The sequence below is a fragment of the Micromonospora sp. NPDC049374 genome (assembly GCF_040677165.1).
Lineage (GTDB): Bacteria > Actinomycetota > Actinomycetes > Mycobacteriales > Micromonosporaceae > Micromonospora.
Genome location: NZ_JBFAQH010000024.1, coordinates 18,599 through 42,490 on the forward strand (window position 1 = coordinate 18,599; position 23,892 = coordinate 42,490).

A 23,892-nucleotide genomic window follows, 5' to 3' on the forward strand; every position below is an offset into this window, starting at 1 on the left:
TCACCGGACCGCGTCGTCGCCGGGGGGCGGTGACCCGCCCGCGTCGGTGCCGAACCCGTCGAGCGCGGCACGCTCGTCGAGCGTACGCAGTTCCTGGAACACGGTGATGTGCAGACCTGCCGGGGCGTCGAGGCGGGCGTTGACCGACTGCCACGGCGTGGTGGTGGGTGGTGCCACCTGCTCGGCACCGGCGGCGACCAGCCGGTCGGTGGTGGCGGCGGTGTCGTCCACCTCGAACGCCACCCGGATGCGCGGCGCGACCTGGCGCCCCACCTCCACGTCGTCGATCATGCGCTTCTGCGCCGGGTTGGCGATCTCCAGCGTGGCCCGTCCGGCGTCCAGGATCACCACCTGCGCGCCGTCGCTGCCGGAGAACGCGGCATGCTCCGGCAGGCCGAGCACGTCGCGATAGAAGCGCACCGCGGCGTCGTAGTCGTCGGCCTGCACCACGAGCCGCAGCTGACGGACCGTCGACGTGGACTTTTCGGATGAACTCACTGCTGCCACTCCCCTGTGCCTGTTCGGTGGGTGCCGGCGCCGGCACCCACCGGCCATGGTGGTGCGCTCGGCCGCCGACCGCCACCCTGGGCGGCCGGGCCCGTCGCCACGTCGCCGGGCACCTCGCGGGTACGGGTGGTCACCGACCCGCGGCACCACGAGTCGCCGGCCTCAGTCGGGCAGGTCGGCGATCCGGGTCGAGAGCTTGCGCAGCATGGCGAGTTCGTCGGCGCTCACGTGCTCCAGGAAACGGGATCGCACCGAGACGACGTGGTGCGGGGCGGCCTGTTCGAGGACGCCGAAGCCGTCGTCGGTCAGGTGCAGGAGGCACCCGCGAGCGTCCTGCGGGTCCGGCTCCTTGTCGATGAGCCCCCGTGCCTGCATCCGGGCGGCGTGGTGGGACAGGCGGCTGCGCGACCACTCCATCTTGGCGGCCAACTCCCGCAGCGCCCATCGGCGGTCGGGTTTCTCCGAAAGTGTGCTGAGCACCTCGTAGTCCGGGGCGGACAGTCCCGAGTCGCGTGCCAGATCACGGCCGATCCGGGCGGGTAGTGCGACGAGCAGCCGCCGGAAGGCACGCCACGCCTGCTCCTCGTCCGCGCTCAGCCAGGCGGTCTCCATGTCCGCCACCCTACATGTCATTGACACGTCATTGAAACTGCGTCTAGGGTCGTTGACATGTCATCGAATAGCTCCGGCGATCTCCGTGTCCTCGTCATCACCGCCAGCACCCGCCCCGGCCGGCTCGCACCCGCGATCACCGACTGGTTCGTCCGGACCGTCCGCCCGGACGCCGCGGCCGACGCCATCACGGTCGACGTCGCTGATCTGGCCGACGTCGCACTGCCCTTGCTCGACGAGCCCGACCATCCCGCCCGCGGCAGCTACCGGCACGAGCACACCCGCCGTTGGAGCCGCACCGTCGCCGCGGCCGACGCCTTCGTGGTGGTGACGCCCGAGTACAACTTCGGCATGCCAGCGGCGTTGAAGAACGCCTTCGACTTCCTCTATCACGAGTGGGCGTGGAAGCCGGTGGCCTTCGTCAGCTACGGCAACACCTCCGCCGGCACCCGGTCGGTGCAGATGGCGAAGCAGGTCGTCACCACGCTGCGGATGATGCCCGTCGGCGCAACGGTCGCCCTGCGCATCGCGGACACCGTCCACGACGGTCACGTGGCCGGGTCGGCCGCGCTCGACGACGCCGCCCGCGCGGTGCTGGTCGAGCTGAGCCGGGTGGCCCGGGCGCTGCGTCCACTGCGCGGCGGCGACGACCCGACGGTCGACGGACCGGTCGCCGGTCTCACGCTTCGCGAAGCCCGGGCCGGTGACCTGGCGGAGCTGCTCGTCCTTCAGCGGTGCTGCTGGGTCCAGGAGGCCGTCGTCAACGACACCCTCGACCTGGCGCCGCTGCGGGAGACCATCGACGACCTGCGGGCGTCGCTGGCGACGTGGCGGTGGTGGTGCGTACGCCGCGACGGCCGCCTCGTCGCCGCGGTGCGCGCCCGGGTACACGAGCGGGCCTGGCTGATCGGTCGCCTGATGGTGGCACCCGACCAGGCGGGCAACGGCATCGGCTCCTGGCTGCTGTCGTACGCCGAAGGACAGGCACCCGAGCAGACCACGCACTGCACGCTGTTCACCGGCCACCGCAGCACCCGCAACATCAGCCTGTACGAACGCGCCGGCTACACCCGCACCGCCACCGCCGACACCCCACCGGACAGCGTCCACCTGTCCAAGCCACTCCCCCACCACCTGACCGACGCTGTCCACCACGCTGCCGGTGTGGTGTGATCTCGAGGCACGAGGGTCCGGGTGATCGGAGCCGGCGTGACGCTCTCCCACGGCTGCGCTGAGCGACATCACCGTCACGGCGTGGACGGCGGCAGCGTCACCGTCGCGGTCAGGCCACCGTCGGGGCGTGGTTCTGCCTCGGCGGTGCCGCCGTGTGCCCGGGCCACCGCCCGCACGATGGACAGCCCGAGCCCGAAGCCCCGCGTGCCGGCGACCCGCTCCCGGCTGAGCCGCCGAAACGGCTGGAACATCGTCTCCACGTCGTAGCTCGGGATCACCGGACCGGTGTTGACCACGACCAGCGTGGGACGTCCGGCCACCTGCCCGGTACGCACCCGCACCCAGCCGTCCACCGGGACGTTGTGCCGCAGGGCGTTCTCCACCAGGTTGAACGCCAGCCGCTCCAGCAGCACCGGGTCACCGACCGTGCGGGCCGACTCCAACGAGCGGTGCACCGGAACGCCGGGGTGCACCGGCGCCACCTGCTCGACCACGTGGGCGGCGATCTCGGCGAGGTCGACCGTCACGCGCTCGGTCAGCTCGCTCTCCGAGTCGGCGAGGGTGAGCAGACCGTCGATCAGTCGCTCGTGCCGCTCGTTCACCGACAGCAACGCCTCACCGAGCCGACGAACCTCGGCCGGCGCGTCCGGCCGGCTGACCGCCAGTTCCACAAGCGCCCGGTTCAGCGCCAGCGGCGTACGCAGCTCGTGGGAGGCGTTCGCCACGAACCGTCGTTGCCCGTCGAAGGACCGGTCCAGCCGCTCCAGCATCTGGTCGAACGTGTCGGCCAGCTCCCGTACCTCGTCACGAGGGCCGGTCAGGGCGATCCGTTCGTGCAAACCGCGTCCGGCGGAGTCGGCCCCGGCGATCCGGCGGGCCGTCCCGGTGATCTGGTGCAGTGGTTGCAGCGCCCGGCCGGCGACCAGCCAACCGATCGCCACGGCCGCCGCCGAGACCACCACCAGCGCGAGGCCGCCCTGGGTGAGCAGCGACTCCAGGGCGGAACGCTTGGCCTCGCTCTGCACGTCCTGGATCAACATGCGGATCTTGTCGAGGTCCTCCATCGACGTCGGCAACCGGGTCACCACGGTGGCGCGGTCCGGCAACTCGGCGCGCATGGGCTGCGGCATCCGCTGGTCCACAAGCACGTACGTGACACCGAGCAGGACGATGCCGGCGAGCAGGAGAAGACCGCCGTAGACGAGGGTGAGGCGGGCCCGCAGAGTCAGTCGCTTCACCGGATCGTGTACCCCGTGCCCGGCACGGTCTCGATCACCGGAGGATCGCCGAGCTTGCGCCGCAGCTTCATTACGGTGACCCGGACCACGTTCGTGAACGGGTCGATGTGCTCGTCCCACGCCCGCTCCAGCAGTTCCTCGGCGGAAACCACCGCACCGTCGGCCCGCAGCAACTCGGCCAGCACCGCGAACTCCTTGCGCGACAGCGGCACGTACCGACCGTCGCGGTACACCTCGCGGCGGCCCGGGTCGACCGCGATGCCCGCCCGGCGCAACGTCGGTGGCGCGGCGGGCCGGGCCCGCCGGGTCAGCGCGTGCACCCGGGCAGCCAGCTCCACCAGCGCGAACGGCTTCACCAGGTAGTCATCCGCGCCGAGGGCGAGGCCGGCCACCCGGTCACGTACCGCCGCGGCCGCGGTGAGCATCAGCACCCGGGTGTCACCCCCGGAGTCGACGATCGCCCGGCACACGTCGTCGCCGTGCACCACCGGCAGGTCGCGGTCGAGCACCACCACCGTGTACTCGTTGACCCCGAGCCGTTCCAACGCGGCGTCGCCGTCGTACGCGACGTCGACCGCGAACGCCTCCCGGCGCAGCCACTCCGCGATGGCGTCGGCCAACACGTCCTCATCCTCGACCACCAGCACTCGCACCGGTCCATGGTGCCGCGACCGGAGATAACGCCGCCGTAAACGTGATCGGTTACGCCCGCGATACGCCGCCTCGCATGCACTGGTCCGGTGTCCGGCGACCGCCGTCGGACACCGGAAAGGACACCGACGATGCGACGGAGCACACTCACGCTTCCCGTCCTGCTGATCCTGGCGCTCGCCGGGTGCGCCGGCCAGGACGGCGACCGGACCGGGGTGGCCACCGCCGGCGGCGCCGCCGCGCCCACCGCCTCCGCCAACGGTGACGGTGCCGGCGGCAGCGACGCCGAACGAAGACTGGACTTCGCCCGCTGCATGCGGGAGAACGGGGTGGAGATGCCAGACCCGGAGGCCGGCAACGGACCGATGTTCCGGTTCGACGGCAGTGTCGACCCGAAGCAGGTCGAAGCCGGCATGGAGAAGTGCCGCCAGCTGTTGCCCAACGGCGGGCAGGCGGCGCAGCTCGACGCCGAGCAGCTCGAACAGATGCGGGTGATGGCCCGGTGCATGCGCGAGAACGGCGTGCCGGACTTCCCCGACCCGGCCGCGGACGGCCGGATCCAGATCCAGCGGGACGCCCTGCGAATCGACCCGGACGACCCGGCGTTCCGCTCCGCCCTGGAGGCGTGTCGTCAGCACGCCCCGCAGTTCGGGGGCGGCCGGTGACCCGTCGCACCCGCCTGCCCGCCGCCGGTGGCGCGGCGCTGGTCCTCGTCGCCGGGGCCGGCGTGGCCGCAGCGGTCGGCTTCGGTGGTGGCTCCGGCGACGGCTCCGCCGAGGCTCGCACCGCCGCGCCCGGCAGCGCCGCCGTCACCCGACAGACCCTCGCCGACGCCGAGACCGTCGACGGGGAGCTGGGATACGGGCCCGGTCGGACCGCCACCAGCCGCCTGCCCGGCACGCTCACCGCGCTGCCCGACACCGGCACCACGGTGACGCGCGGCAAGGCCCTCTACGCCGTCGACAACGATCCGGTGGTCCTGCTCTACGGGCGGCTGCCCGCCTACCGGACGCTGCAACCCGGCGTCGAGGGGGCCGACGTCAAACAGTTGGAACGGAACCTGGAGGCCCTCGGCTACTCCGGCTTCACCGTCGACGACGCGTACACCTGGGCCACCGCCGAGGCGGTCCGTGCCTGGCAGGACGACCTCGGCGTGCCGGAGACCGGCCGCGTCGAGCTGGGTCGCATCACCTTCGCCGACGGCGCCGTCCGGGTGGAGGGTCACCAGGTGGACGAGGGCGCGGCCATCCAGCCGGGGCAGGCGGTGCTCACCTACACCGGCACCAGCCGGCTGGTCACCGCCGAACTCGACGTCGACGACAAGCGTCTCGCCGAGCGTGGCACGACCGTGCAGGTCACCCTGCCTGACGGCCGGCGGGTGACGGGGAAGGTCGCCACGGTCGAAACGGTGATCCACAACGGATCGGCGGACGCCGGTGGCGACACCAGCGCCGAGACGAGAATCGAGGTGACGATCGCCGTCGACGACCAACAGGCGCTGGCCGAGTTCGACCGGGCGTCCGCCGAGATCACCTTCACCGTCAGCGAGCGCACGGACGTGCTGACCGTGCCGGTGGCCGCGCTGCTGGCGCTCGCCGAGGGCGGCTACGGGGTGCAGGTCCTCGACGAGGGGCCCAGCCGGATCGTGGCGGTGACGACCGGGCTGTTCGCCGACGGTCGGGTCGAGATCACCGGCGACGGCATCGTCGAGGGCAGCACCGTCGGGATGCCCCGGTGAGCGGCGACGTGGTCGTGCTCGACCAGGTCGGCAAGCGGTACGGCGGCGACGTGGTCGCGCTCGCCGAGGTGTCGCTGCGCATCGGGTACGGCGAACTGGTGGCCATCGTCGGCCCGTCCGGCTCCGGCAAGTCGACGATGCTCAACGTGATCGGCACGCTGGACGAGCCGACCTCGGGCACGGTGGTGATCGACGGTCACGAGGTGGCGCGGCTGTCCGACCGGCAACTCTCCGTGTTGCGCGCCACCCGGATCGGCTTCGTGTTCCAGCAGTTCCACCTGGCCCCGGGCGTACCGGTGGTGGACAACGTGGCGGACGGACTGCTCTATGCCGGCGTACCCCGCCGGGAGCGTCGGCGGCGGGCGGAGGCCGCGCTGGATCGGGTCGGTCTCGGGCACCGGCTCGGGCACCGGCCGCACGAACTCTCCGGCGGCGAACGGCAGCGGGTCGCGGTGGCCCGTGCGGTCGTCGGCGAGCCCGCCGTGCTGCTCGCCGACGAGCCGACCGGCAACCTCGACACCGGCTCCGGGACGGCCGTGCTCGACCTGCTGTACGAGCTGCACCGGGCCGGGACCACGGTTGTCGTGATCACCCATGACCGGGAAGTCGCCGCCGCCCTGCCACGGCAGGTGCGGATGCGCGACGGGCGGATCTGCGCGGACTCGCGGCTCGTGTCGAGCGGGGTGAGCTGACATGTCCGTGACGGTGCAGAACCGGCCGGCCGCACAGCTCACCCCGGCCCGGATGCCCGCCGCCGACGTGGTGCGGGTGGGTGGCGTCGGGCTCCGGACCCGTCCGCTGCGGGCGTTTCTCTCCGCGCTCGGCATCGCCATCGGCATCGCCGCGATGATCGCCGTGGTCGGCATCTCGTCGTCCTCGCGTGCCGAGTTGGATCGCACCCTGGCCGCGCTCGGCACCAACCTGCTCACCGTGTCACCGGGCCGGACCCTCTTCGGTGCCGACGCTCAACTGCCCGACGACTCGGTGGCGATGATCGGGCGGATCGGTCCGGTGACGCAGGTGGCGGCCACCGGTCAGGTCGCCGACGCGAAGGTCTACCGCACCGACCGCATCCCGCAGGCGGAGACCGGCGGCATCGCGGTACGGGCGGCCCAGCTCGGGATCCTGGACACCGTCGGCGGCGAGGTGTCCAGCGGCACCTGGCTGAACGAGGCCACCGCCCGGTACCCGGCGGTGGTACTCGGCGCGTCCACCGCCGAGCGGCTCGGGCTGGGTGCCGCCGGCCCGGACGTGCAGGTGTGGCTCGGTGACCGCTGGTTCACCGTGGTGGGCATCCTCGCTCCGGCACCGCTGGCACCGGAGCTGGACAGCTCGGCCCTGGTCGGCTGGGCCGTCGCCGCGAACCAGTTGGGCTTCGACGGTCACCCGACCACCGTCTACACCCGGACCGAAGCCGACCAGGTAGAGGCGGTCCGCGCGGTGCTCGGGGCGACCGCCAACCCGGAGGCACCCAACGAGGTCGACGTCTCCCGTCCCTCGGACGCGTTGGCCGCCGCGCAGGCCACCGACGAGACGTTCACCGCGCTGCTGCTGGGGCTGGGCGCGGTGGCCCTGCTCGTCGGTGGCGTCGGAGTGGCCAACACCATGGTCATTTCGGTGCTGGAGCGGCGGTCGGAGATCGGGCTGCGGCGCTCGCTGGGTGCCACCCGGGGGCAGATCCGCACCCAGTTCCTCGCCGAATCGCTGCTGCTGTCGGCCCTCGGCGGGGCCGGCGGGGTGCTGGTGGGCATCCTGGTGACCTCCGGTTACGCGCTGTCCCAGGGGTGGCCGACCGTGGTCCCGGCCTGGGCGACGACCGGGGGTGTGCTCGCGACGCTGCTCATCGGCGGTCTGGCCGGCCTGTATCCGGCGATCCGTGCCTCCCGCCTCTCCCCCACCGAGGCCCTGGCGACGACGTGAGTCGGCGGAGGACCGGCCCGCCATGGTGACGCCGGCAGGGGCACCCGGGTGCCCCTGCCGGCGTCACCGTCACAGAGTGATGCCCAGCACCTGGCGCAGCCGGTCGGCCATGGCCCGGTAGCCGCGGGCGTTGGGGTGGAAGGAATCCTCCGGGTCCGAGACCACGAACCCGTTGGACCACGGATCACCGCTGCACACCCGGTGGCCCTGGAACACGTCGAAGGCGTCCACGAAGACGATCCGCCCGTCACCGGTCGCCCGGACGGCTGCGGCGATCATGTCCCGGGCCTGGGCGGTGGCCTCGGCGATGCGGGTGAGTTCGGCGGTGTCGATGGTGGCGTTCGTACCGAAGCACCCCCCGCTCGTGGGCAGTGGGTCGACGCCCGGCACGGGCAGGAAGGCCGGGTAGCTCAGCACCGCCAGCACGGCGTCGGACCGCATCCGGGAGAGGATGTTCTGGTAGAGCGACACCAGCCTGGCCTGGGTGGCCTGTAGCTCCGCCGGGGTGACCAGCGGAGCGCCACCGCAGTCCGACAGCGCGCAGTCGCGCAGCTTCGTGGCGAACCCGAGGTCGTTGCCGCCGATCGTGACCGTCACCAGCCTCGTGTACGGCTTCACGTAGTCGACCTGGGCGAACTCCTCCAGGCTCTGCCGGTTGGTCAGGTCGTTGATCCGCGCGCCGTGGCACGCCTTGAGGTTGGTCCGGTCGATCGGCAGACCCCGGAAGCGGTCACCCTGGATCTGCATCGAGTAGGTGGCGTTGGCCCGCCGGCAGATCGCCGGGTTCGGCGGGCCGAGGTACGGCGGTGCACCCGTGCCGGCGGAGTACGAGTCACCCAGCGCCGTGTGACGGATCACCGGTGCCGCCAGCCCACTGTCGAACGTCCCGGTGCCCAGCACGATGTGCAGCAGATCCGTGCCGAGCCCCTCGCAGAGCAGGTAGCGCAGGCCCGGCAGTGGACCGCAGGCGCCCCAGGCGGAACCGACCGGCGCCAGCAGGTAGAGCTCGAAGAGGATCTCCACCTGGCGGCCACCGTCGTAGAGGTCACCGGGGATCCGGACGCCGCCGCTGGTGGCTCCGTAGTAGTACCGGTTGAAGGCGAACGGCGAGCCCACGTACAGCAGCGTGCCGTCGTAGCCGGGGGTGCGGTCGACGACACCGGCGACACCGTACGCGTAGTCGAGGTAGAAGTTGCAGCTCAGCTCGGCGAGATACTCGACGGTCGCGGAGTAGTTGTCGGCGTCGGCGTTGACCGACGTCCGGCGCGTCACCTGCTCCTGGCAGTACCAGTCCGCGTCCTGACCGGCACCGGCGGTCCGGCTGCGGACCGCGGATCCGGCGCCGGCCCGCAGACCGTTCCCGGTCGCCTTCTCCTGCCCCGGCAGCGCCTTGGGACTGACCGGTGCGGTCCGGCTGGTGAACGGCGCCGGCCGGGTGCCCTTACGCGGCACCACCACTGGTCCGGGCAGCGTGGGCCGCGGCTCCCAGGTCTCGGTCGACCCGGCGTCCGACCCCGCAGCCGACACCGTCGGCCCGGCCGTCGAACCGATCGGGGCGGCCGAGGCGGCCGTCACCGGTTGGATCGCAGTCAGCAGCCCGACCACCATCAGGATCGACACGCCCACCCGGGAACGTCGCCGTAGCGACCACCATGCGATGGCGCTCCGGTGCCGGGACCGGCGTCTTCCGTCCACGATCATCACCCCTCACGTCCTGCGGAATCGGGTACCGGCAGGGTGGCAAAGCGCGCTGACGCAGCGGATCCGTGAAACTACGCAAGCGGCTACGCAGGTGGCCCGTGGTCGCCGGCAGCCTCGGAGAGCCGGCGCGCCATCGCGGTGCGGGAGTGGACCTGGAGCTTGGCGAAGACCCGGTTCAGGTGGGACTCGATGGTCCGTGGGCTCAGATAGAGCCGCGTGGCGATCTCCTTGTTGCTCAGGCCGGTCGTCGCCAGGCCGGCGATCTCCCGCTCCCGGACGGTGAGGGCGGCATCACCGGCCGGTCGCCCAGAGCGTGCCGGGCCGGTGGCACGGTGCTCGGCGAGCACGGATGCGGCCCACCCGGCACCGCAGGCCCGGTAACCGGTCTCGGCGCGGTCGAGTGCCGCGGCGCCGGGGCCGTACCGGCCCGCGACGAGGTACGCGGCACCGGCGAGGTGGCGGGACAACGCCTCCTCCATCGGCGTCCCGGCCGCCGCGAAGCTGGCCGCCGCGCTCTCCGCCAGCATCGTCGCCCGGTCCGGGCCCTCCATCCGGTACGCGGTGAAGGCCCGGGCGAACCGGGCCAGTCCGATCTCGTACGGCAGGCCGGCGGCGGTTGCCCGGCGTTCCGCCCGCTCACCGACCTGTCTGGCGGTGGCGTGGTCACCTCGCCCGACGGCGGCGACGGCCGCGACCAGGTCCCGCGCCACCAGCACCGGTGGATGTCTCGACGGCGGTGTCGCCGGCTCGGTGAGCAGGTCGGCGCCACCACCCCAGTCACCCGCGACCGCCCTGGCCAGGGCCAGCTCCACCCGGTTGATCCGCCACCACGCCCGGGACCGCGGCGGCCCGACCACCTCGGGCCCGTCGCTGCCCAGGTCGCCGCCGACGGGGGCCACGGCGGGGCCGGCGGTGGCGAGGGCCGCGGCCGGGCCGGCGGTCCACAGCACCGGGCGCAGGCGGACCGCCGCCGCCATCGCGCCCATCTCCGTGCTACCCACCCGCTCGGCGGCGGTCCGCGCCTCCTCCGCGGCCCGCACCGCACGGGTCAGCCGGCCGGCGCGGGTGTGCACCAGCGACTCCATGACGAGCAGGTACGGCGAGGCGCTGCTCGGCCCGAGGCCGTCCAGGATCCGTCTCGCCCGGGCGAGATGTCGGTCCGCGTCGGCGAAGTTGCCCAACTGGATCTCCACCAGCGCCAACGGTGAGACGATCTCGACGTACGGGCGCAGGTCCGCGTCGCCGGTGGCGTCCACGGCGACGACGGCGGCGGCGAGCTGCTCGCGTGCCGACCCGGCGCAGCCGAGGTACAGGGTGGCAAGGGCCCGCAGCGTCAGCGCCGCCGCCACGAGCACCGACCGGCGCTCGTCGAGCAGTTCAAGGGCCCGCTGCGCGTGGTGCACCGCCGAGGTCGGCTCCTCCCGGAACGCGTCAACGGCCGCCAGTTCCACGTGCAGCTTCGCCTCCTCGACCGGCTCGAGCCCGCCCCGGCCGAGTTGCGTGCCGAGTGTCGCGGCCGCCTCGGCGAAGTCGCCGAGCTGCCGGGCCACCGCCACACCGAACGTCTCGGCCCGCGTCTGCACCGGCCCCCCGGCCCGACGCAGCCGCTGGAGCACCTCGCGGCTGCGGGCCAGCTCGCCGCTGCGGCCGAGGGCCCGGGCGTACCACATCGCCACCTCGGCACGCCGCTCGTCGCGCGGCCCGGCGTCCGGCATGATGCGCAGCGCGGTGCCGAGCCAGCGGGCCGCCTGGGCGGGGGCCTCGTGGGCGAACGCGACACCCGCGTCGACCAACGTGGCCACGGCGGTCTCGTCACCGTGGCGGGCGGACCGTTCCGTGTGGTGGGCCACCAACTGCCGGGACGCCCGCCGGCCACGCAGGTAGCCGGCGGTGCGGGTGTGCGCCTCGAACCGCCAGGCCGCGCCGGTCAACGCGTACGCCGAGGCCCGCATCAACGGGTGCCGGTAGCGCAGCCGACCGCCGTCCGCGTCGAGCAGCCCGAGCCGCCCGAGCTGGTCGACCGCCGCGGTGACCACGGGCATCGGCAGGCCGGCGACGTGCCCGACGAGGTCGATCGTGGTGTGGTCGCCGACCACCGCGGCGATGTGGGCGACCCGCTGCACCGACAACTGCTGGGCGGTGATCTCGGCGGCGAGTCCCGCCAGCACGGACCGTCGCGATCCGGCGAGGCGGTCGTCGTCGACCGGGTCGCGCCGGGCCAGGGCCGCCAGACCGTCCAGTTCGTCGTCGTCGAGCCGGGACAGCGCCTGGATGTAGAGCGGGTTGCCGAGACTGGACCGCAGGATCAGTTCCCGGCGGCGACGTGGCACGCCGGCCAGCAGCACGTCCAGACTGGCCGCGTCCAGTGGCGGAAGGTCGATGAGGGTGGCTGCCGGGCCGAGCCGTGCGATGGCGTTGACCAGCCGTGCCGGTGGGCAGGCGCTGCGGAACGCCACCGCGAGCAGCATCGGTACCGGCGGCGGGTTGCCGATCAGATGCTCGGTCAGCTCCAGTGACGCCGAGTCGGCCCAGTGCACGTCGTCGAGCAGCAGCGCGGCACCCGGTTCCGGTGCCTGGGTGAGCATCCGCCGCACCGCCACCGGCACCGACGGCTGCGCCGCGTCGCCCGGCCCGCTACCGGCCGCCTCCACCATCTCGGCGTAGAGCCCGAACGGCACACCCTGCTCGTACTGGGTGGCCCGGCCGAGGCGGACCAGCAGCCCGGCGGCGGCGGCCCGCCGGGCCAACTCGCGGAGGATCCGGGTCTTGCCCAGGCCCGCCTCGCCGCACACCTCGACCGCCACGGATCGCCCGGCCCGCACGGTGGCCACCGCACCGTCCAGCGACTCCAGCTCGGCTGCCCGGCCCACAAGCACCGGGTCGGGCCCGAATCCCACCTCTCGGTTGGCCGTCATCTCGCCTCCCCACGGGGAGTGTCACAGCGACAGCCATCGGTGACCATCAACTATCGGCCCGATCGTTGTCGGCATCGTCGGTGCCGTGCCGCCGCCGGCTCGTCGGCGTCGTCGGTGCCGCACCGGCCGTCGCCGGTTCACTCGATGTCGACCTCGATCTCCGGCGGGTTCAGCAGGGTGTTGTGCACCGTGCAGTGGCTCGCCACGGCACGCAGCGCGGGCCACTTCTCCGGCGGCAGGTCGGTCGGCGGTCGTACGGTGATCCGGATGGCGGCGACCCGGGCCGGTCGGTCGGTGGCCATCTCGAACGACGCGGTCACCGTCAGGCCGGCACGGTCGTGCCCGTGCCGGGTCAGGTAACGCCCGGCGTAGTACGCGACGCAGGCGGCGAGCGAGGCGGCGAACAGCTCCGTAGGGTTCGGCGCGGTGTCAGCACCGCCCGCGTCGACCGGTTGGTCGGCCAGCAGCCGGTGATCGCGCACCCGGATCTCGTACGCCTCTCCGGCACGAAACCGCACGTCGATCGGGTCCAGGTCGACTCTGGTGTTCGTGGGTGTCATAGCCCCTCCTCGGGTACGTCCTCTCTCTCATCCCAACCCTGAGGAGGTATGCGCGGCAGGGCCGTTGGGCCTGCACCGCCCCGCTGATCGACACCCGACCGGACCGGCACGGTGCTGCCGGAGCCGGAAGACTGGGTCAGGCGTTGCCCCACTGGCCGCGGTGGATGACCGAACTGGCGTCCCGGCGACGCGCGGCGACGGTGGGGTTCTGCGGCGGCAGGTCGTGGGCGCGGTAACCGATGCAGATGCCGCCGATCGGCGTGTACTCGTCGGGGATGCCGAACTCGGCCTTGAAGGCGGCCGTGTGCGCGGGGACGTCGACCTCGGGCGTGAAGTCCGCACCGGTTGCCGGCATGATGCCGAAGAAGCAGGCGTCCAGTCCCTCGTCGACGGCCGTGAGCAGCATCATCAGCGCCGCCATGCCGGTGTCGATGTACCAGTAGGGTGCCGGCCAGCGGGCCTCCGACCGGTCGGTCCAGCCCTTGTCGGCCTCGGCGTACCGGGCGAGGTAGGCCGCCTTGTGCGCGAGCGGTACGACCACCAGCGGCGCGTTCTGCATCGTGGGGGTCTGCGCGACGCGGGTCGGCACGAAGGGCCAGAATCGGGCGCGGTCGCCCGGCTCGGTGAGGGCGAGGAAGGCCCAGCCCTGCGAGAAGCCGGCCGACGGCGCCCGCAGCGCGCTGGCCAGGATCGTCTCGACGATCTCGGGGCTGAGCGGCCGGTCGGCGTAGTGCCGCACCATCCGACGACGACGGATCACCTCTGCGAACTGCATGCGGGGATCCTGCCACCAGGTCCGGGGCGCTGTCGCCCCTGGTGGTCGAGGTTCGGCCGCCCGTACGATCGGGTGGTGCGGGAGCTGCTGCGATCGTGGTGGCACGAGCCGCGCCCGGCGGGACCACCGCGCGGATGGCGGGACTGGCTGCTGGTCGTCGTGTTCGCGGCGACGGCGCTGCTGGAGGGGTTCGTACGGTCGGATCTGCCGGCACCGGCGTTCGTGCCGGTCCTGGTCGGCGTCGGGCTCGCCCCGGTGTTGCTCTGGCGACGGACCAGGCCGTTGCTCATGGCGGCGGTCGCCTTCCCGGTCTGCGCCGTCGGCGAGGCCGTGGTCGGCGGCGATCTCGGCCTGCACACGCTGGCCTACCTGCTGATCCTGGTGTTCTCGCTGTCGCGGTGGGGTGCGGGACGCGAGGCCGTCCTCGGAGCGACCATCGTCGCCGCGAAGATCGTGCTGTCGGCGGCGGTCGGTCATCTCCGTCCGGGCGACGCGCTGGCCGGGGCCGGGGTGGTCTCGGCCGCGCTGGCCCTCGGAGCTGCGCTGCGTTACCGGGCACGAGCGCGCCAACGCGAGTTCGAGCAGGTGAAGCTGCTGGAGCGGGAGCGACTGGCCCGCGATCTGCACGACACGGTCGCCCATCACGTGTCCGCGATGGCGATCCGGGCCCAGGCGGGGCTGGCCGTGCTCGACACGCAACCGGCCGCTGCCGCCGACGCGCTACGGATCATCGAGGCCGAGGCGACCCGGGCGCTTGTCGAGATGCGCGCGATGGTGCGGGTGTTACGCCGCGACGAGCCGGCCGACCGGACGCCGGCCCCACGCATCGCCGACCTCGAACATCTGGCCAGCCGCTCCGCTCGGGGCCCGGCGGTCGAGGTGGAGTTGTCCGGTGATCTCGACGGGTTGCCGATGCCGGTGTCCACTGCGATCTACCGGCTGGCCCAGGAATCGATCACCAACGCCCGCCGGCACGCCCGACATGCGACGCGCATCGTGGTGCGGGTCGCCTGCGACGATGAGGTGGTGCGGCTACGGGTCAGCGACGACGGAGAAGGTCCTGGTCCACGCGGGTTCGGGCCCGCCGGCTTCGGGCTGATCGGCATGCGCGAACGGGCCCAGTTGCTCGGCGGCTCGGTCGATGCCGGGCCGAACCTCGACCGCGGCTGGACGGTGTCGGCGACGCTGCCGCGCACCGTGGCGGCATGAGCCGCAGCGGGCGACGCCCGCCGGCCTGACGGTCAGGTGCTGGACGCCGGCCGTCAGGTCCGCACGGCCGGAGCCCGGGCCGTCAGGTCAGCTCGGCCGGGGCCCGGGCCGTCAGCCTCGTCGCAGTGGGTGGCCGGGTCCGGGCCCTGCCACTCACCGGGTTGCCCGGTCTCAGCCGGGCCGGCGCCGCCGTCAGCGCGTACGCCGGCGATCAGGTCGGCGGTGGTGTGGGCCCGGATGCCGAGCGGCGCGCTGTCGGTGAACCGCCCGACGACCGCCCGGACGTGCTGCTCGGCGGGTTGCGCGAGACCGTCGTACACCGCTGCGAACAGCTCCCGGGCCGGCTGCCTGAGCCAGCCGGCCGGCAGCAGTTCCACCGGTAGCTGCGGGTCGAGGGTGGGAAAGCGGCGGAAGGTGTCCATCACCTCGGTACGCGCTCGGACCGCCGCGGCACCGTCGACCTGCCCGGAGCTGACCAGCGGCAGCAGCGAAGTCCAACTGTCCAGGAACTCCGCGTAGTGCCGGTTGATGGCGTCGATGTCCCATGCCTCGATGGGGGCACGGTCACTGATCGACCCCAGCACGTTCTGGCGGCCGCGAAAGACCGTGACGGTGCCGAGGGTCAGTTGTTCGAGTTGGACCCGCGCCCGCGGCGTCAGTTCGTACGGCGAGATCCACAGGCCGTCGTACAGCGGCGCGTACCCGAGCCAGCGGAGTTGACTGCGCAGCGCCCGGCGCTGGGCGCTGCGATCCTGCGGCAGCGAGAAGGCCACGATCGTCCAGCACCTGTCCCACGGCGCCGCGGCGGTGGTGGAGGTGAGGATCCAGTTGCCTCCGCTGGAGAGGTTGGCGGCGGCGGCCCGGCTGAGTCGGTACGAGCTGCGGCGTCCGTGCCGACTTCCTTCGAGCACACCACGACGGGCCAGCCGGCTGATCGCGGTACGGGCACCGGCGGTGGTGACCCCGGACTCGGTGAGCAGCGCGACGATTGCGGCGGAGGGAAGCGCGGCGCGGGTCCGCAGGGTGTAGTCCGCCAGCAGCGTCATCGCGAAGCCCTGAGGCGAGTTGCCCACCTGTCGCCGCGGCATCCGGAGCGAGTTGCTCCCGTCGTCGGAGTAGATCTCCTCGATGTGGAACGGGCTAGTCACGGGCGCTCCGGACTCGACTCGGGGGACGGGGTATCGACTGTAGATGGACGCTGATGAGTCGGTCCGTCGGCCCGGCCGGGACGAGGGCCACAGTTGATCGAGGTACGTCGATTGACACTTCCTGGGCCCAGGAGAACAATATCTGCTACACGACGCCACACGGAGCCGGGCAGGGCAAGCCAGACGTGGTGGACACGCCGTGATCACTGCGGGGAGTTGGGCGCACCCGCGAGCACAACGCGCAGACCGATCCCAGCCTGCTAACAGGCGTTCGAAGGAGTCGTCCGTGAAAATCAGAAGAAAGTTACTGCTCGGCTTGGCCGTGTCGCTTGTCGCGGCCGGCCTGGTGGCCCCCACGATCAGTCCCGCGTACGCGGCCTCGCTGACCGAGGTGACCAGCTTCGGCGACAACCCCGGCCGGATGCGCATGCACATCTACGTGCCGGACAACCGCCCGGCCAGGCCGGCGACGGTGGTGGCCATGCACGGCTGCGGCGGCTCGGGCCCCGGCTTCTACTCCGGCAGCGAGTTCGCCAGCCAGGCCGACCGCTACGGCTTCATCGTGATCTACCCGTCCGCGACCCAGCAGGCCGGTTTCGGCAACTGCTTCGACGTCTGGTCGGATGCCGCCAAGCGTCGCGGCGGCGGCAGCGACCCGGTCTCCATCATGTCGATGGTCCGGTACGCGCAACAGCAGTACAACGCCGATCCCGACCGGGTGTACGCGACGGGCAGTTCGTCCGGCGGCATGATGACCAACCACATGCTGGCCCTCTACCCCGACGTGTTCAAGGCCGGTGCCGCGTTCATGGGGGTCCCGTTCAACTGCTTCGCCAACGCGGCGGACTACCCGCCCGGCAGCAGCCAGTGCACCGGCGGCAACATGAACCGGACCCCGCAGCAGTGGGGTGACGCGGTGCGCCAGGCCTACCCCGGTTACTCCGGTCCGCGTCCCCGGGTGCAGCTGTGGCACGGCACCAACGACACGCTCGTGCCGTTCTCACTGTTGCAGGAAGCCGTCGAGCAGTGGACCAACGTGTTCGGTCTCAGCCAGACTCCGACCTCCACCGACACGCCGCAGGCCAACTGGAACCGCCGCCGGTTCGCCGACACCAGCGGCACCGTCCAGGTCGAGGCGTACAGCATCCAGGGTGCCGGCCACAGCCTGCCCTCCGGCGGCATGGCCGCAGCCGCCGTCCAGTTCTTCGGCCTGACCAACCCGAACCCGACCACGCCACCGCCGAACCCGACCACCCCGCCGCCGAACCCCACCACGCCGCCGCCGAACCCGACCACCCCGCCGCCGAACCCGACCACGCCACCGCCGGGCCCCGCCGCCTGCCGCGTGGCCGTCGCCATCAACGCGTGGAACAACGGGCTCACCGAGAACATCACCATCACCAACACCGGCACCAGCGCGATCAACGGCTGGTCACTGGTGTTCACCCTGCCCGGTGGTCAGAACATCACCGGCGGCTGGAACGCCACCTACTCCCCCAGCTCGGGGCAGGTGACGGCGAGGAACGTCTCGTACAACGCCAGCATCCCCGCCAACGGATCGTTGACGATCGGCTTCCAGGCCACCCACACCGGTAACACCGCAAGGCCCAGCTCGTTCACCCTCAACGGGGCGTCCTGCACGATCGCCTGACACCGTCGGCACGCCGGGGAGGAGCCGTTGGCGCACCTCCCCGGCGTGCCTGTCGGTGACATGCCGCGTCGGCAGCCCTGGGGTCCCGCGCCCCGACGCGCCTACGACTCAGCCTGGACGCCTTGGGCGAGCAGCCCGTCGACGAGAGCACGGAGGCCGTCGACATAGGTGTCGCGCGGGGCCAGCACCGCCCAGCGGTCACCGAGCGCCGCGAGATGCGGCAGCTTCTCGGCGTCGATGTTGCCGAAGAACGGGCCTCGGTGGTTCGCCCCGTCGCCGCCGCCCCGACGCGCTGTGTGTGACCGGACGAGAATTTCACCGACCGTGTAGTACCAGATGCTGCGGAAGACGTAGACAGCGTGGTCGGGAGTGCAGCCGTGGTCGATGGCGCCGGCCAGGACCGCCTCGACCAGCCCCAGCGGCGAGTCGCCGAGCCGGGTGATGAATCCGTCGGTGGTGAGGACCTCGGCCGCCCACGGCCACGCCGCCAGCGCATCGTGGATCGTGGCGGCAGCGACGATGACGCGTTCCTGCGGCTCCTCCGGCAGCCGGGGGTGGACGACCTGCTCTCCGTACTCATTGATCAAGAGGAACAGTAGGTCCTCTTTGTCCTGCACGTGGTGGTACAGGGTCGTTGCCCCCACGCCGATCTCGGCGGCCAGCTTGCGGATGGTGAGCCTCTCCCAGCCGTTGCGATCGATGAGGCCGCGCGCGGCGGCCAGGATCTGGGCGCGAGATGTCGTCGGCGGTCTGCCTGCTTTGAGTCGCGGCGCATTGGCTTGGGGCACCGACCCATCATGCCCCCTCCACCAACCAGGTTCCTTCGAGGTGACGCGCTAGACAGCGGCCCACGGCCGAGGTTAATTTAAGAACGCGTTCGAAAACTCGGACGCTACCCGTCGCTACGACAGAGGACCGGTTTTGCGGTGACGAACAAGGCATTAGTCAACGGACAATCAGCAGTCGACCGGGGTGCCCGGCCAGGGCTCACCCTGGCCGCCGTGGCCGTCGTGCAGTTCATGGTTTCGCTGGACCTGTCAGTCGTGAACCTGGGTCTTCCGGAGATCGCCGAAAGCCTCGGCTTCAGCGAACTGGGCCTGACCTGGGTGATCCACGCCTACGCCCTGGCCTTCGGCGGACTACTCCTGCTCGGCGGCAAGATCGCCGACCGGTACGGCCACAAGCGGATGCTGCTCATCGGGCTCGTCGTGTTCGGTCTCGCCTCCCTCGCGGGCGGTTTCGCCGACGTGCCGGGTCAGCTGGTGGCCGCCCGCGTCGCGCAGGGTGTCGGGGCCGCGATGCTGGCGCCCGCCGCGCTGGCGTTGCTGACCGCGACCTTCCCCAGCGGCAAGCCCCGGGTGAAGGCGTTCGGCGTGTGGGCCGCGATGAACGCCGCGGGTGGTGCCCTCGGCGTCCTGATCGGCGGCGTGCTCACCGAGTACGCCGGCTGGGAGTGGGTGATGTGGGTCAGCGCGCCGATGGCCGCGCTCGCCATGGTCCTGACCTGGCGTGGCATCGCCAGGGACCTGCCGGTCGCGCCCGAAGGCCGCCCGGACGTGCTGGGTGCACTGCTGGCCACCGGAGGCATGACGCTGCTGGTGCTCGGCATCGTCCGTACGGACCGGTACGCGTGGAGTTCGATGGTCACGCTCAGCACCCTGGCGGCGGCGGTCGTGCTGCTCGCCGCGTTCGTCTACGTCGAGCGGACCACCACCCGCGATCCCCTGGTCCGGGTCGGCCTGCTGGCCAACCGTTCGGTCGCGGGTGCCAACACCTACAACCTCATCTCCGGCGCCACCATGGCCTCGGCCTTCTACTTCCTCTCGCTCTATCTGCAACGGGTGCTCGGCACCAGCCCGGCGGAGACCGGGCTGAAGTTCCTGCCACTGGCGATCGGTGTGGTCGTCGGCTCCGTCATCGCCATCAAGCTCGGCTACAAGATTCCCGCCCGCACGCTCATGATCGCGGGTGCGCTGGTGTGCGCGGTCGGGTTCGCCGGGTTCGGCATGATCGATGCCGGTGGCTCGTTCCTCGCCGACGTCCTCGTTCCGTCGGTGATCACCAGTGTCGGCTTCGGGCTCTGCCTCGGGCCGATGGTCTCCACCGCCACGCACGGGGTCGCCCAACACGAGACCGGCACCGCGTCCAGCCTGTTGAACAGCTCCCGCCAGCTCGGTGCCGCGCTCGGGCTCGCCGCGCTCAGCACCGCCGCCTTCGAGTACTCCGGCAAGGAGGGCACGCCCAGCGCGCTCAGCGACGGGTACGCCTTAGCCCTGACCCTCGGCGCCGGGCTCTGGATCGTCGCCGCCGTCATCGCGCTCGTCGTGCTACCCCGGGTCAGCCCGACGGCTCAGGCCGAGCTGGGCGACCGCGAGCTGATCGACGTACCGGAGAAGGCGGCCTGACCGGCGGCCGGTAGGTCCTGAGCGGCTCACTCGGTGACGGCCGGGGGCGGCACGCGACGACACACGTGTCGTGCGCCGCCCCTGGCCGGAATCGCACGCCCCCGCGAGCAGCTCATGGGCCGGCATCTGAGCAGCTCATTCACTCGTGTTGGAGGCCATGGACAGGCTCCAGAAGTCGGCGTAGCGACCGCCGCGACGCAGCAACTCGTCGTGACTGCCCTCCTCCACGAACTGTCCGTCGTCGACGAAGACGACGCGGTCGGCGCGTCGGACGGTCCGCATCCGGTGCGCGACCATGACCACCGTCCGACCCGCCATCAGGCGTTCGATGCCGTCGTGGACGGCCGCCTCGTTCACCGGATCGAGGGCCGAGGTCACCTCGTCGAGCAGAACGATCGGCGCGTCCTTCAGCAGTGCCCGCGCGATCGAGACCCGCTGGCGCTCACCGCCGGACAGCGACGCGCCACCTTCGCCGACGTTCGCGGCCCATCCACCGGGCAGCCGCTCGACGACCTCGTCCAGCCGCGCGGCGGTCGCCGCCGCCCGCACCTCGGCGTCAGTGGCGTCGGGGCGACCGAGCCGTACGTTCTCCTCGATCGTGCCGTCGAAGAGGTAGACGTCCTGGAAGACGATGGCGATCTGTGCCATCAACACGCCGGAGTCGATCTGTCGCACGTCGACCCCGCCCACCCGCACCGCTCCCGACTCCACGTCGTAGAACCGGGCGATCAGCTGGAGCAGCGTGCTCTTGCCCGCGCCGGACGGACCGACGACGGCCAACCGCTGCCCCTGCGGCACCGACAGCGACACGCCGTCGAACACCGTGCGGTCGCCGTGGCGGAACGTGATCGCGTCGAACTCCAGGTCGAACCGCTGCGGCTGGACCGGCTGGTCCGCTTCGGGCAGCGGCTCGGTGCGCAGCACCTTGTCGAGCCGGTCCAACTCGGCGCGGGCGGTGCGTAGCTTGCCGCCGATGTCGGACAGGGACAGCAGCGGGTCCGCACTCCGGGCGGCGAGCACCAGAATGGACAGAACCTCCGCGGCTCCGACGTCTCCGCCGAGCGCGAGATAGGTTCCCAGGACCAGTACGGTGGTGAAGACGGCCTGCACGATGAGCGTCAGACCCACCGCGCCGGGCAGCACCGACATCGTCTGGCGGCGGGAGGCCCGCTCCACGCCCTGCAGCGCGTCGTCGAGCAGACTGAAACGCTCGCCGCTGCGGCCACCGGCCCGCAGCACCGGCTGAGCCTGGAGGTACTCGATGACCCGGGCGCTTGCATCGTTGTTGCGCGCGGCGTCGTCGGCGTCGTTGGCGGCCGTCAGTCGCGCGGTCCATCGCTGAGTGATCACCACGAGCGGCGCCGCCACCAGCGCGGCCAGCCCGAGCTGCCAGTTGAACACCGTGATCACGGCAACGATCGTCAGCGGCGTCACGCAGGCGGAAATGAACGGCCCGAGCAGGTGCGCCGACACGCCCATCGCCGCGAGCAGACCGCGGCTGGCCATGACGGACACCTCGCCCACCCGGGCGGCGTTGTACCAGCCGATGGGCAACCGGGCCAGGTGTTCGCCGAGGCCGTGGTACATGCCCCGCAGCATCGTGGTGCCGACGCGCATGCCGGACAGGTCGCTGGTGTACCGCAGCACCGCGTAGACCGCGACGGAGATCCCGAACGCGATCAGCCACGGCCAGGCGTCCGACGGAGTGTCCCCGAACAGCGCCCGCAGCACGGGCACCAGCAGGGCGTAGAGCAGACCCTCCAGCACGGCGGTCACCGTCATCAGGGCGACCGTGCGACGCATCGGCTTGGCGTACTCGTCGCCGAGCACCCGCAACAACATTCTGATCATCGGGAAAGGTCTCCTTGCAGTACACCACCGCGGGATTCGCTGTCGTCGGCGGCCGCCGACTGCTGGGCCCGCCAGAACGCGGCGAACTTTCCATCCTGGGCGAGCAGGTCGGTCGGTCTGCCCTGCTCGACGACCGCCCCGTCCTCGAGCATCACGACAAGGTCGGCGTCGGCGATGGTCTCCAGGCGGTGGGCGATGACCAGGACGGTCCGGTCGCGCAGCGTCGCCAGGGTCTGCCGTACCGCCTGGTCGGTCTGCGGGTCGGCGAAGGCGGTCGCCTCGTCCAGTACCAGGACGGGCGTGTCGGCGGCCAGGGCACGCGCGATGGCGATGCGTTGCGCCTCGCCGCCGGAGAGCTTGACCTCGTCGCCGATCACGGTCTCGTAGCCGCGGGGCAACGCGAGGACGCGGTCGTGGATGTGCGCCAGTTGGGCGGCGCGCTTCACGTCCTCGGGGGCGGCGTGCGGAACCGCCAGCGCGATGTTGTCCGCGACCGACGTGCGCAGCAGCCGGACGTCCTGCAGGACGAAGGAGACTCGACGGTAGAGCTCTCTGCTGTCGATGTCGCGCAGGTCGACGCCGCCGAGGCGCACCGAACCGTCCGTCGGGTCGAAGAACCGGGGCAGCAGTTGCACAAGCGTGGACTTTCCGCTTCCGGACGGGCCGACCACCGCGGTGAGCGTGCCCGGTTCCAGCGTCAGGTCGATCCCGCGCAGGACCTCGGGGCCGTCGTCGTAGCTGAACCGGACGTCACGCAGTTCCACCCGGTTGTCCTGCGGGGTGGCCGGGCGCGCGGGCTGCGGTAGCGCCCCCACCCCGAGGACCTCGCGGATGCGGCTCACCGCGCGGCCGGCGGCCTGCATGTCGTCGAAGCCGTGGCCGAGGGCCGCGACCGGAGCGGTCAGCCCCAACCCGAGCAGCAGGAAGGGCAGCAGGTCCACCGGTGCCATGTCGCCGGAGGTGATCCGCACCGTGCCGCCGATCAGCACCACCAGCAGCACGAAGGGCGGCGACAGCGCCAACTGCATGCCGGCGGCGACGGCGGAGACGCCGCGTACCCAGCGGGTGAAGATGTCGACGAACTCGTCGGCGGCGGTGAGGAACTTGCGGTGGGCGCGCTCGGAGCCGCCGAACGCCTTGACCACGGCGATGCCCTGTACGAACTCGACGACGGAGGTGGCGATGCGGCCCATCGCCGCGTCGAAGTCCTGCTGCTCGCGGGTACGCGCCGGAGTCATCAGCAGCGGGACGTGGGCGATGGCCAGCACCACCGGGATCAGGGTGATCAGGGTGAGCCGCCAGTCGATGGTCAGCAGGTAGACCAGCGACACCAACGGCACGACGAAGGCGGAGACCAACTCGCCGGGAGCATGGGCGATGAACGGGTGCACGGCGGCGACATCGTCACCGACCACCTTCGCCAGCTCACCGCTGCGGCGGCGGGAGAGCCAGCCGATCTGAGCCTGCCCGAGGCTGCGGGCCAGCGCCCGACGCAGCGACAGCTGCACCTTGCCGTCGAGGACGTGGCCGAGCCCGGACGACGCGCCGGTGAACACCAGCCGGACGAACAGACCGATCGCACCGAGGATCACGAAGGTCCATACCCGATCGGAGTCAACCGGGCCGGACGACAGCAGGGCGCGCCCCAACTCGATCACCGCGAACAGCGGCGCCAGCCCGGCGACGGCGCCGATGACCTGCAGGACCACGACCGCCACGAAACTGGGGGCATGAGGGCGCAGCAACGGCCCCGTGTTCACCGGCTGCCGTACCGTGGGAGTGCCTCCCGATGACGGCGTGGACTGCTCTCCTACCTCAACGGAGTGGGTCGCATTCAT

At 71.9% G+C, this 23,892-nt stretch carries 20 protein-coding genes; 8 read left to right on the plus strand and 12 right to left on the minus strand.

Features of this window, described 5'->3' with window-relative positions:
• Entirely contained in the window at window positions 1-498 is a 498-nt protein-coding gene (locus AB0J93_RS27865) for a VOC family protein (protein ID WP_363925281.1), read from the minus strand.
• A gap of 171 nt (window positions 499-669) precedes the next feature.
• Entirely contained in the window at window positions 670-1,119 is a 450-nt protein-coding gene (locus AB0J93_RS27870; RefSeq protein WP_363925282.1) for a MarR family winged helix-turn-helix transcriptional regulator, read from the minus strand.
• Between the two features lie 57 nt (window positions 1,120-1,176).
• On the opposite strand from AB0J93_RS27870, the gene AB0J93_RS27875 reads away from it, so the two are divergent.
• A complete protein-coding gene (locus tag AB0J93_RS27875) occupies window positions 1,177-2,292 on the plus strand; it encodes a GNAT family N-acetyltransferase (RefSeq protein ID WP_363925283.1) in 1,116 nt (371 codons plus the stop codon).
• 74 nt (window positions 2,293-2,366) lie between these two features.
• On the opposite strand, the gene AB0J93_RS27880 is transcribed toward AB0J93_RS27875, so the two are convergent.
• Complete coding sequence (locus tag AB0J93_RS27880) at window positions 2,367-3,530, minus strand: HAMP domain-containing sensor histidine kinase (RefSeq protein ID WP_363925284.1); 1,164 nt, start codon at window positions 3,528-3,530, stop codon at window positions 2,367-2,369.
• On the minus strand, window positions 3,527-4,183 hold the full coding sequence (locus AB0J93_RS27885; protein WP_363925285.1) for a response regulator transcription factor: 657 nt from the start codon (window positions 4,181-4,183) through the stop codon (window positions 3,527-3,529). The genes AB0J93_RS27880 and AB0J93_RS27885 overlap by 4 nt, the downstream gene beginning before the upstream one ends.
• 129 nt (window positions 4,184-4,312) lie before the next feature.
• Between AB0J93_RS27885 and AB0J93_RS27890 the strand changes: the two genes are divergently transcribed.
• The 4 genes from AB0J93_RS27890 to AB0J93_RS27905 are packed head-to-tail and all read left to right on the plus strand — an operon-like array spanning window position 4,313 to window position 7,839.
• Window positions 4,313-4,846: a hypothetical protein gene (locus tag AB0J93_RS27890; RefSeq protein WP_363925286.1), complete on the plus strand. Its 534-nt coding sequence runs from the start codon at window positions 4,313-4,315 to the stop codon at window positions 4,844-4,846.
• Window positions 4,843-5,919 carry a peptidoglycan-binding protein gene (locus AB0J93_RS27895; RefSeq protein ID WP_363925287.1) on the plus strand — a complete coding sequence of 359 codons (1,077 nt, stop codon included), beginning with the start codon at window positions 4,843-4,845 and terminating at the stop codon, window positions 5,917-5,919. Before AB0J93_RS27890 ends, AB0J93_RS27895 begins: the two co-directional genes overlap by 4 nt.
• Window positions 5,920-5,927: 8 nt before the next feature.
• Window positions 5,928-6,611, plus strand: a complete 684-nt coding sequence (locus AB0J93_RS27900; protein WP_363925334.1) for an ABC transporter ATP-binding protein — start codon at window positions 5,928-5,930, stop codon at window positions 6,609-6,611.
• A gap of 1 nt (window position 6,612) precedes the next feature.
• Entirely contained in the window at window positions 6,613-7,839 is a 1,227-nt protein-coding gene (locus AB0J93_RS27905) for an ABC transporter permease (RefSeq protein ID WP_363925288.1), read from the plus strand.
• Between the two features lie 69 nt (window positions 7,840-7,908).
• On the opposite strand, the gene AB0J93_RS27910 is transcribed toward AB0J93_RS27905, so the two are convergent.
• The 4 genes from AB0J93_RS27910 to AB0J93_RS27925 form a co-directional block, all read right to left on the minus strand.
• Entirely contained in the window at window positions 7,909-9,465 is a 1,557-nt protein-coding gene (locus AB0J93_RS27910; protein WP_363925289.1) for an SGNH/GDSL hydrolase family protein, read from the minus strand.
• 158 nt (window positions 9,466-9,623) lie between these two features.
• Window positions 9,624-12,455 carry an AAA family ATPase gene (locus tag AB0J93_RS27915; protein ID WP_363925290.1) on the minus strand — a complete coding sequence of 944 codons (2,832 nt, stop codon included), beginning with the start codon at window positions 12,453-12,455 and terminating at the stop codon, window positions 9,624-9,626.
• 137 nt (window positions 12,456-12,592) lie between these two features.
• Window positions 12,593-13,015, minus strand: coding sequence for an OsmC family protein (locus AB0J93_RS27920; RefSeq protein WP_363925292.1), 423 nt, complete (start codon window positions 13,013-13,015; stop codon window positions 12,593-12,595).
• Between the two features lie 136 nt (window positions 13,016-13,151).
• Window positions 13,152-13,790 (minus strand): nitroreductase family protein, encoded by a 639-nt coding sequence (locus AB0J93_RS27925; RefSeq protein ID WP_363925294.1) that lies wholly within the window; start codon window positions 13,788-13,790, stop codon window positions 13,152-13,154.
• A gap of 75 nt (window positions 13,791-13,865) precedes the next feature.
• On the opposite strand from AB0J93_RS27925, the gene AB0J93_RS27930 reads away from it, so the two are divergent.
• Window positions 13,866-14,999 carry a sensor histidine kinase gene (locus AB0J93_RS27930; RefSeq protein ID WP_363925295.1) on the plus strand — a complete coding sequence of 378 codons (1,134 nt, stop codon included), beginning with the start codon at window positions 13,866-13,868 and terminating at the stop codon, window positions 14,997-14,999.
• A gap of 53 nt (window positions 15,000-15,052) precedes the next feature.
• Here AB0J93_RS27930 and AB0J93_RS27935 read toward each other — a convergent pair whose 3' ends face one another.
• Complete coding sequence (locus AB0J93_RS27935; RefSeq protein WP_363925297.1) at window positions 15,053-16,147, minus strand: PaaX family transcriptional regulator C-terminal domain-containing protein; 1,095 nt, start codon at window positions 16,145-16,147, stop codon at window positions 15,053-15,055.
• 286 nt (window positions 16,148-16,433) lie between these two features.
• Here AB0J93_RS27935 and AB0J93_RS27940 point away from each other — a divergent pair, with 286 nt between their 5' ends.
• Window positions 16,434-17,798, plus strand: a complete 1,365-nt coding sequence (locus AB0J93_RS27940; protein WP_363925299.1) for a PHB depolymerase family esterase — start codon at window positions 16,434-16,436, stop codon at window positions 17,796-17,798.
• 101 nt (window positions 17,799-17,899) lie between these two features.
• Here the strand turns inward: AB0J93_RS27940 and AB0J93_RS27945 are convergent, their stop codons facing one another.
• Complete coding sequence (locus AB0J93_RS27945; RefSeq protein WP_363925300.1) at window positions 17,900-18,586, minus strand: TetR/AcrR family transcriptional regulator; 687 nt, start codon at window positions 18,584-18,586, stop codon at window positions 17,900-17,902.
• Window positions 18,587-18,799: 213 nt separating this feature from the next.
• Between AB0J93_RS27945 and AB0J93_RS27950 the strand changes: the two genes are divergently transcribed.
• Window positions 18,800-20,203, plus strand: a complete 1,404-nt coding sequence (locus AB0J93_RS27950; RefSeq protein ID WP_363925302.1) for an MFS transporter — start codon at window positions 18,800-18,802, stop codon at window positions 20,201-20,203.
• 135 nt (window positions 20,204-20,338) lie between these two features.
• Here AB0J93_RS27950 and AB0J93_RS27955 read toward each other — a convergent pair whose 3' ends face one another.
• Window positions 20,339-22,054 (minus strand): ABC transporter ATP-binding protein, encoded by a 1,716-nt coding sequence (locus AB0J93_RS27955; protein WP_363925303.1) that lies wholly within the window; start codon window positions 22,052-22,054, stop codon window positions 20,339-20,341.
• Entirely contained in the window at window positions 22,051-23,763 is a 1,713-nt protein-coding gene (locus AB0J93_RS27960) for an ABC transporter ATP-binding protein (protein WP_363925305.1), read from the minus strand. The genes AB0J93_RS27955 and AB0J93_RS27960 overlap by 4 nt, the downstream gene beginning before the upstream one ends.
• Between the last annotated feature and the right edge of the window lie 129 nt (window positions 23,764-23,892).

Excerpts from the sequence above, each read along its gene's own strand:
- AB0J93_RS27870 (WP_363925282.1), bottom strand. The coding sequence starts at position 1,119 with ATGGAGACCGCCTGGCTGAGCGCGGACGAGGAGCAGGCGTGGCGTGCC.
- AB0J93_RS27875 (WP_363925283.1), top strand. The coding sequence starts at position 1,177 with ATGTCATCGAATAGCTCCGGCGATCTCCGTGTCCTCGTCATCACCGCC.
- AB0J93_RS27890 (WP_363925286.1), top strand. The coding sequence starts at position 4,313 with ATGCGACGGAGCACACTCACGCTTCCCGTCCTGCTGATCCTGGCGCTC.
- AB0J93_RS27905 (WP_363925288.1), top strand. The coding sequence starts at position 6,613 with ATGTCCGTGACGGTGCAGAACCGGCCGGCCGCACAGCTCACCCCGGCC.
- AB0J93_RS27915 (WP_363925290.1), bottom strand. The coding sequence starts at position 12,455 with ATGACGGCCAACCGAGAGGTGGGATTCGGGCCCGACCCGGTGCTTGTG.
- AB0J93_RS27920 (WP_363925292.1), bottom strand. The coding sequence starts at position 13,015 with ATGACACCCACGAACACCAGAGTCGACCTGGACCCGATCGACGTGCGG.
- AB0J93_RS27925 (WP_363925294.1), bottom strand. The coding sequence starts at position 13,790 with ATGCAGTTCGCAGAGGTGATCCGTCGTCGTCGGATGGTGCGGCACTAC.
- AB0J93_RS27955 (WP_363925303.1), bottom strand. The coding sequence starts at position 22,054 with ATGATCAGAATGTTGTTGCGGGTGCTCGGCGACGAGTACGCCAAGCCG.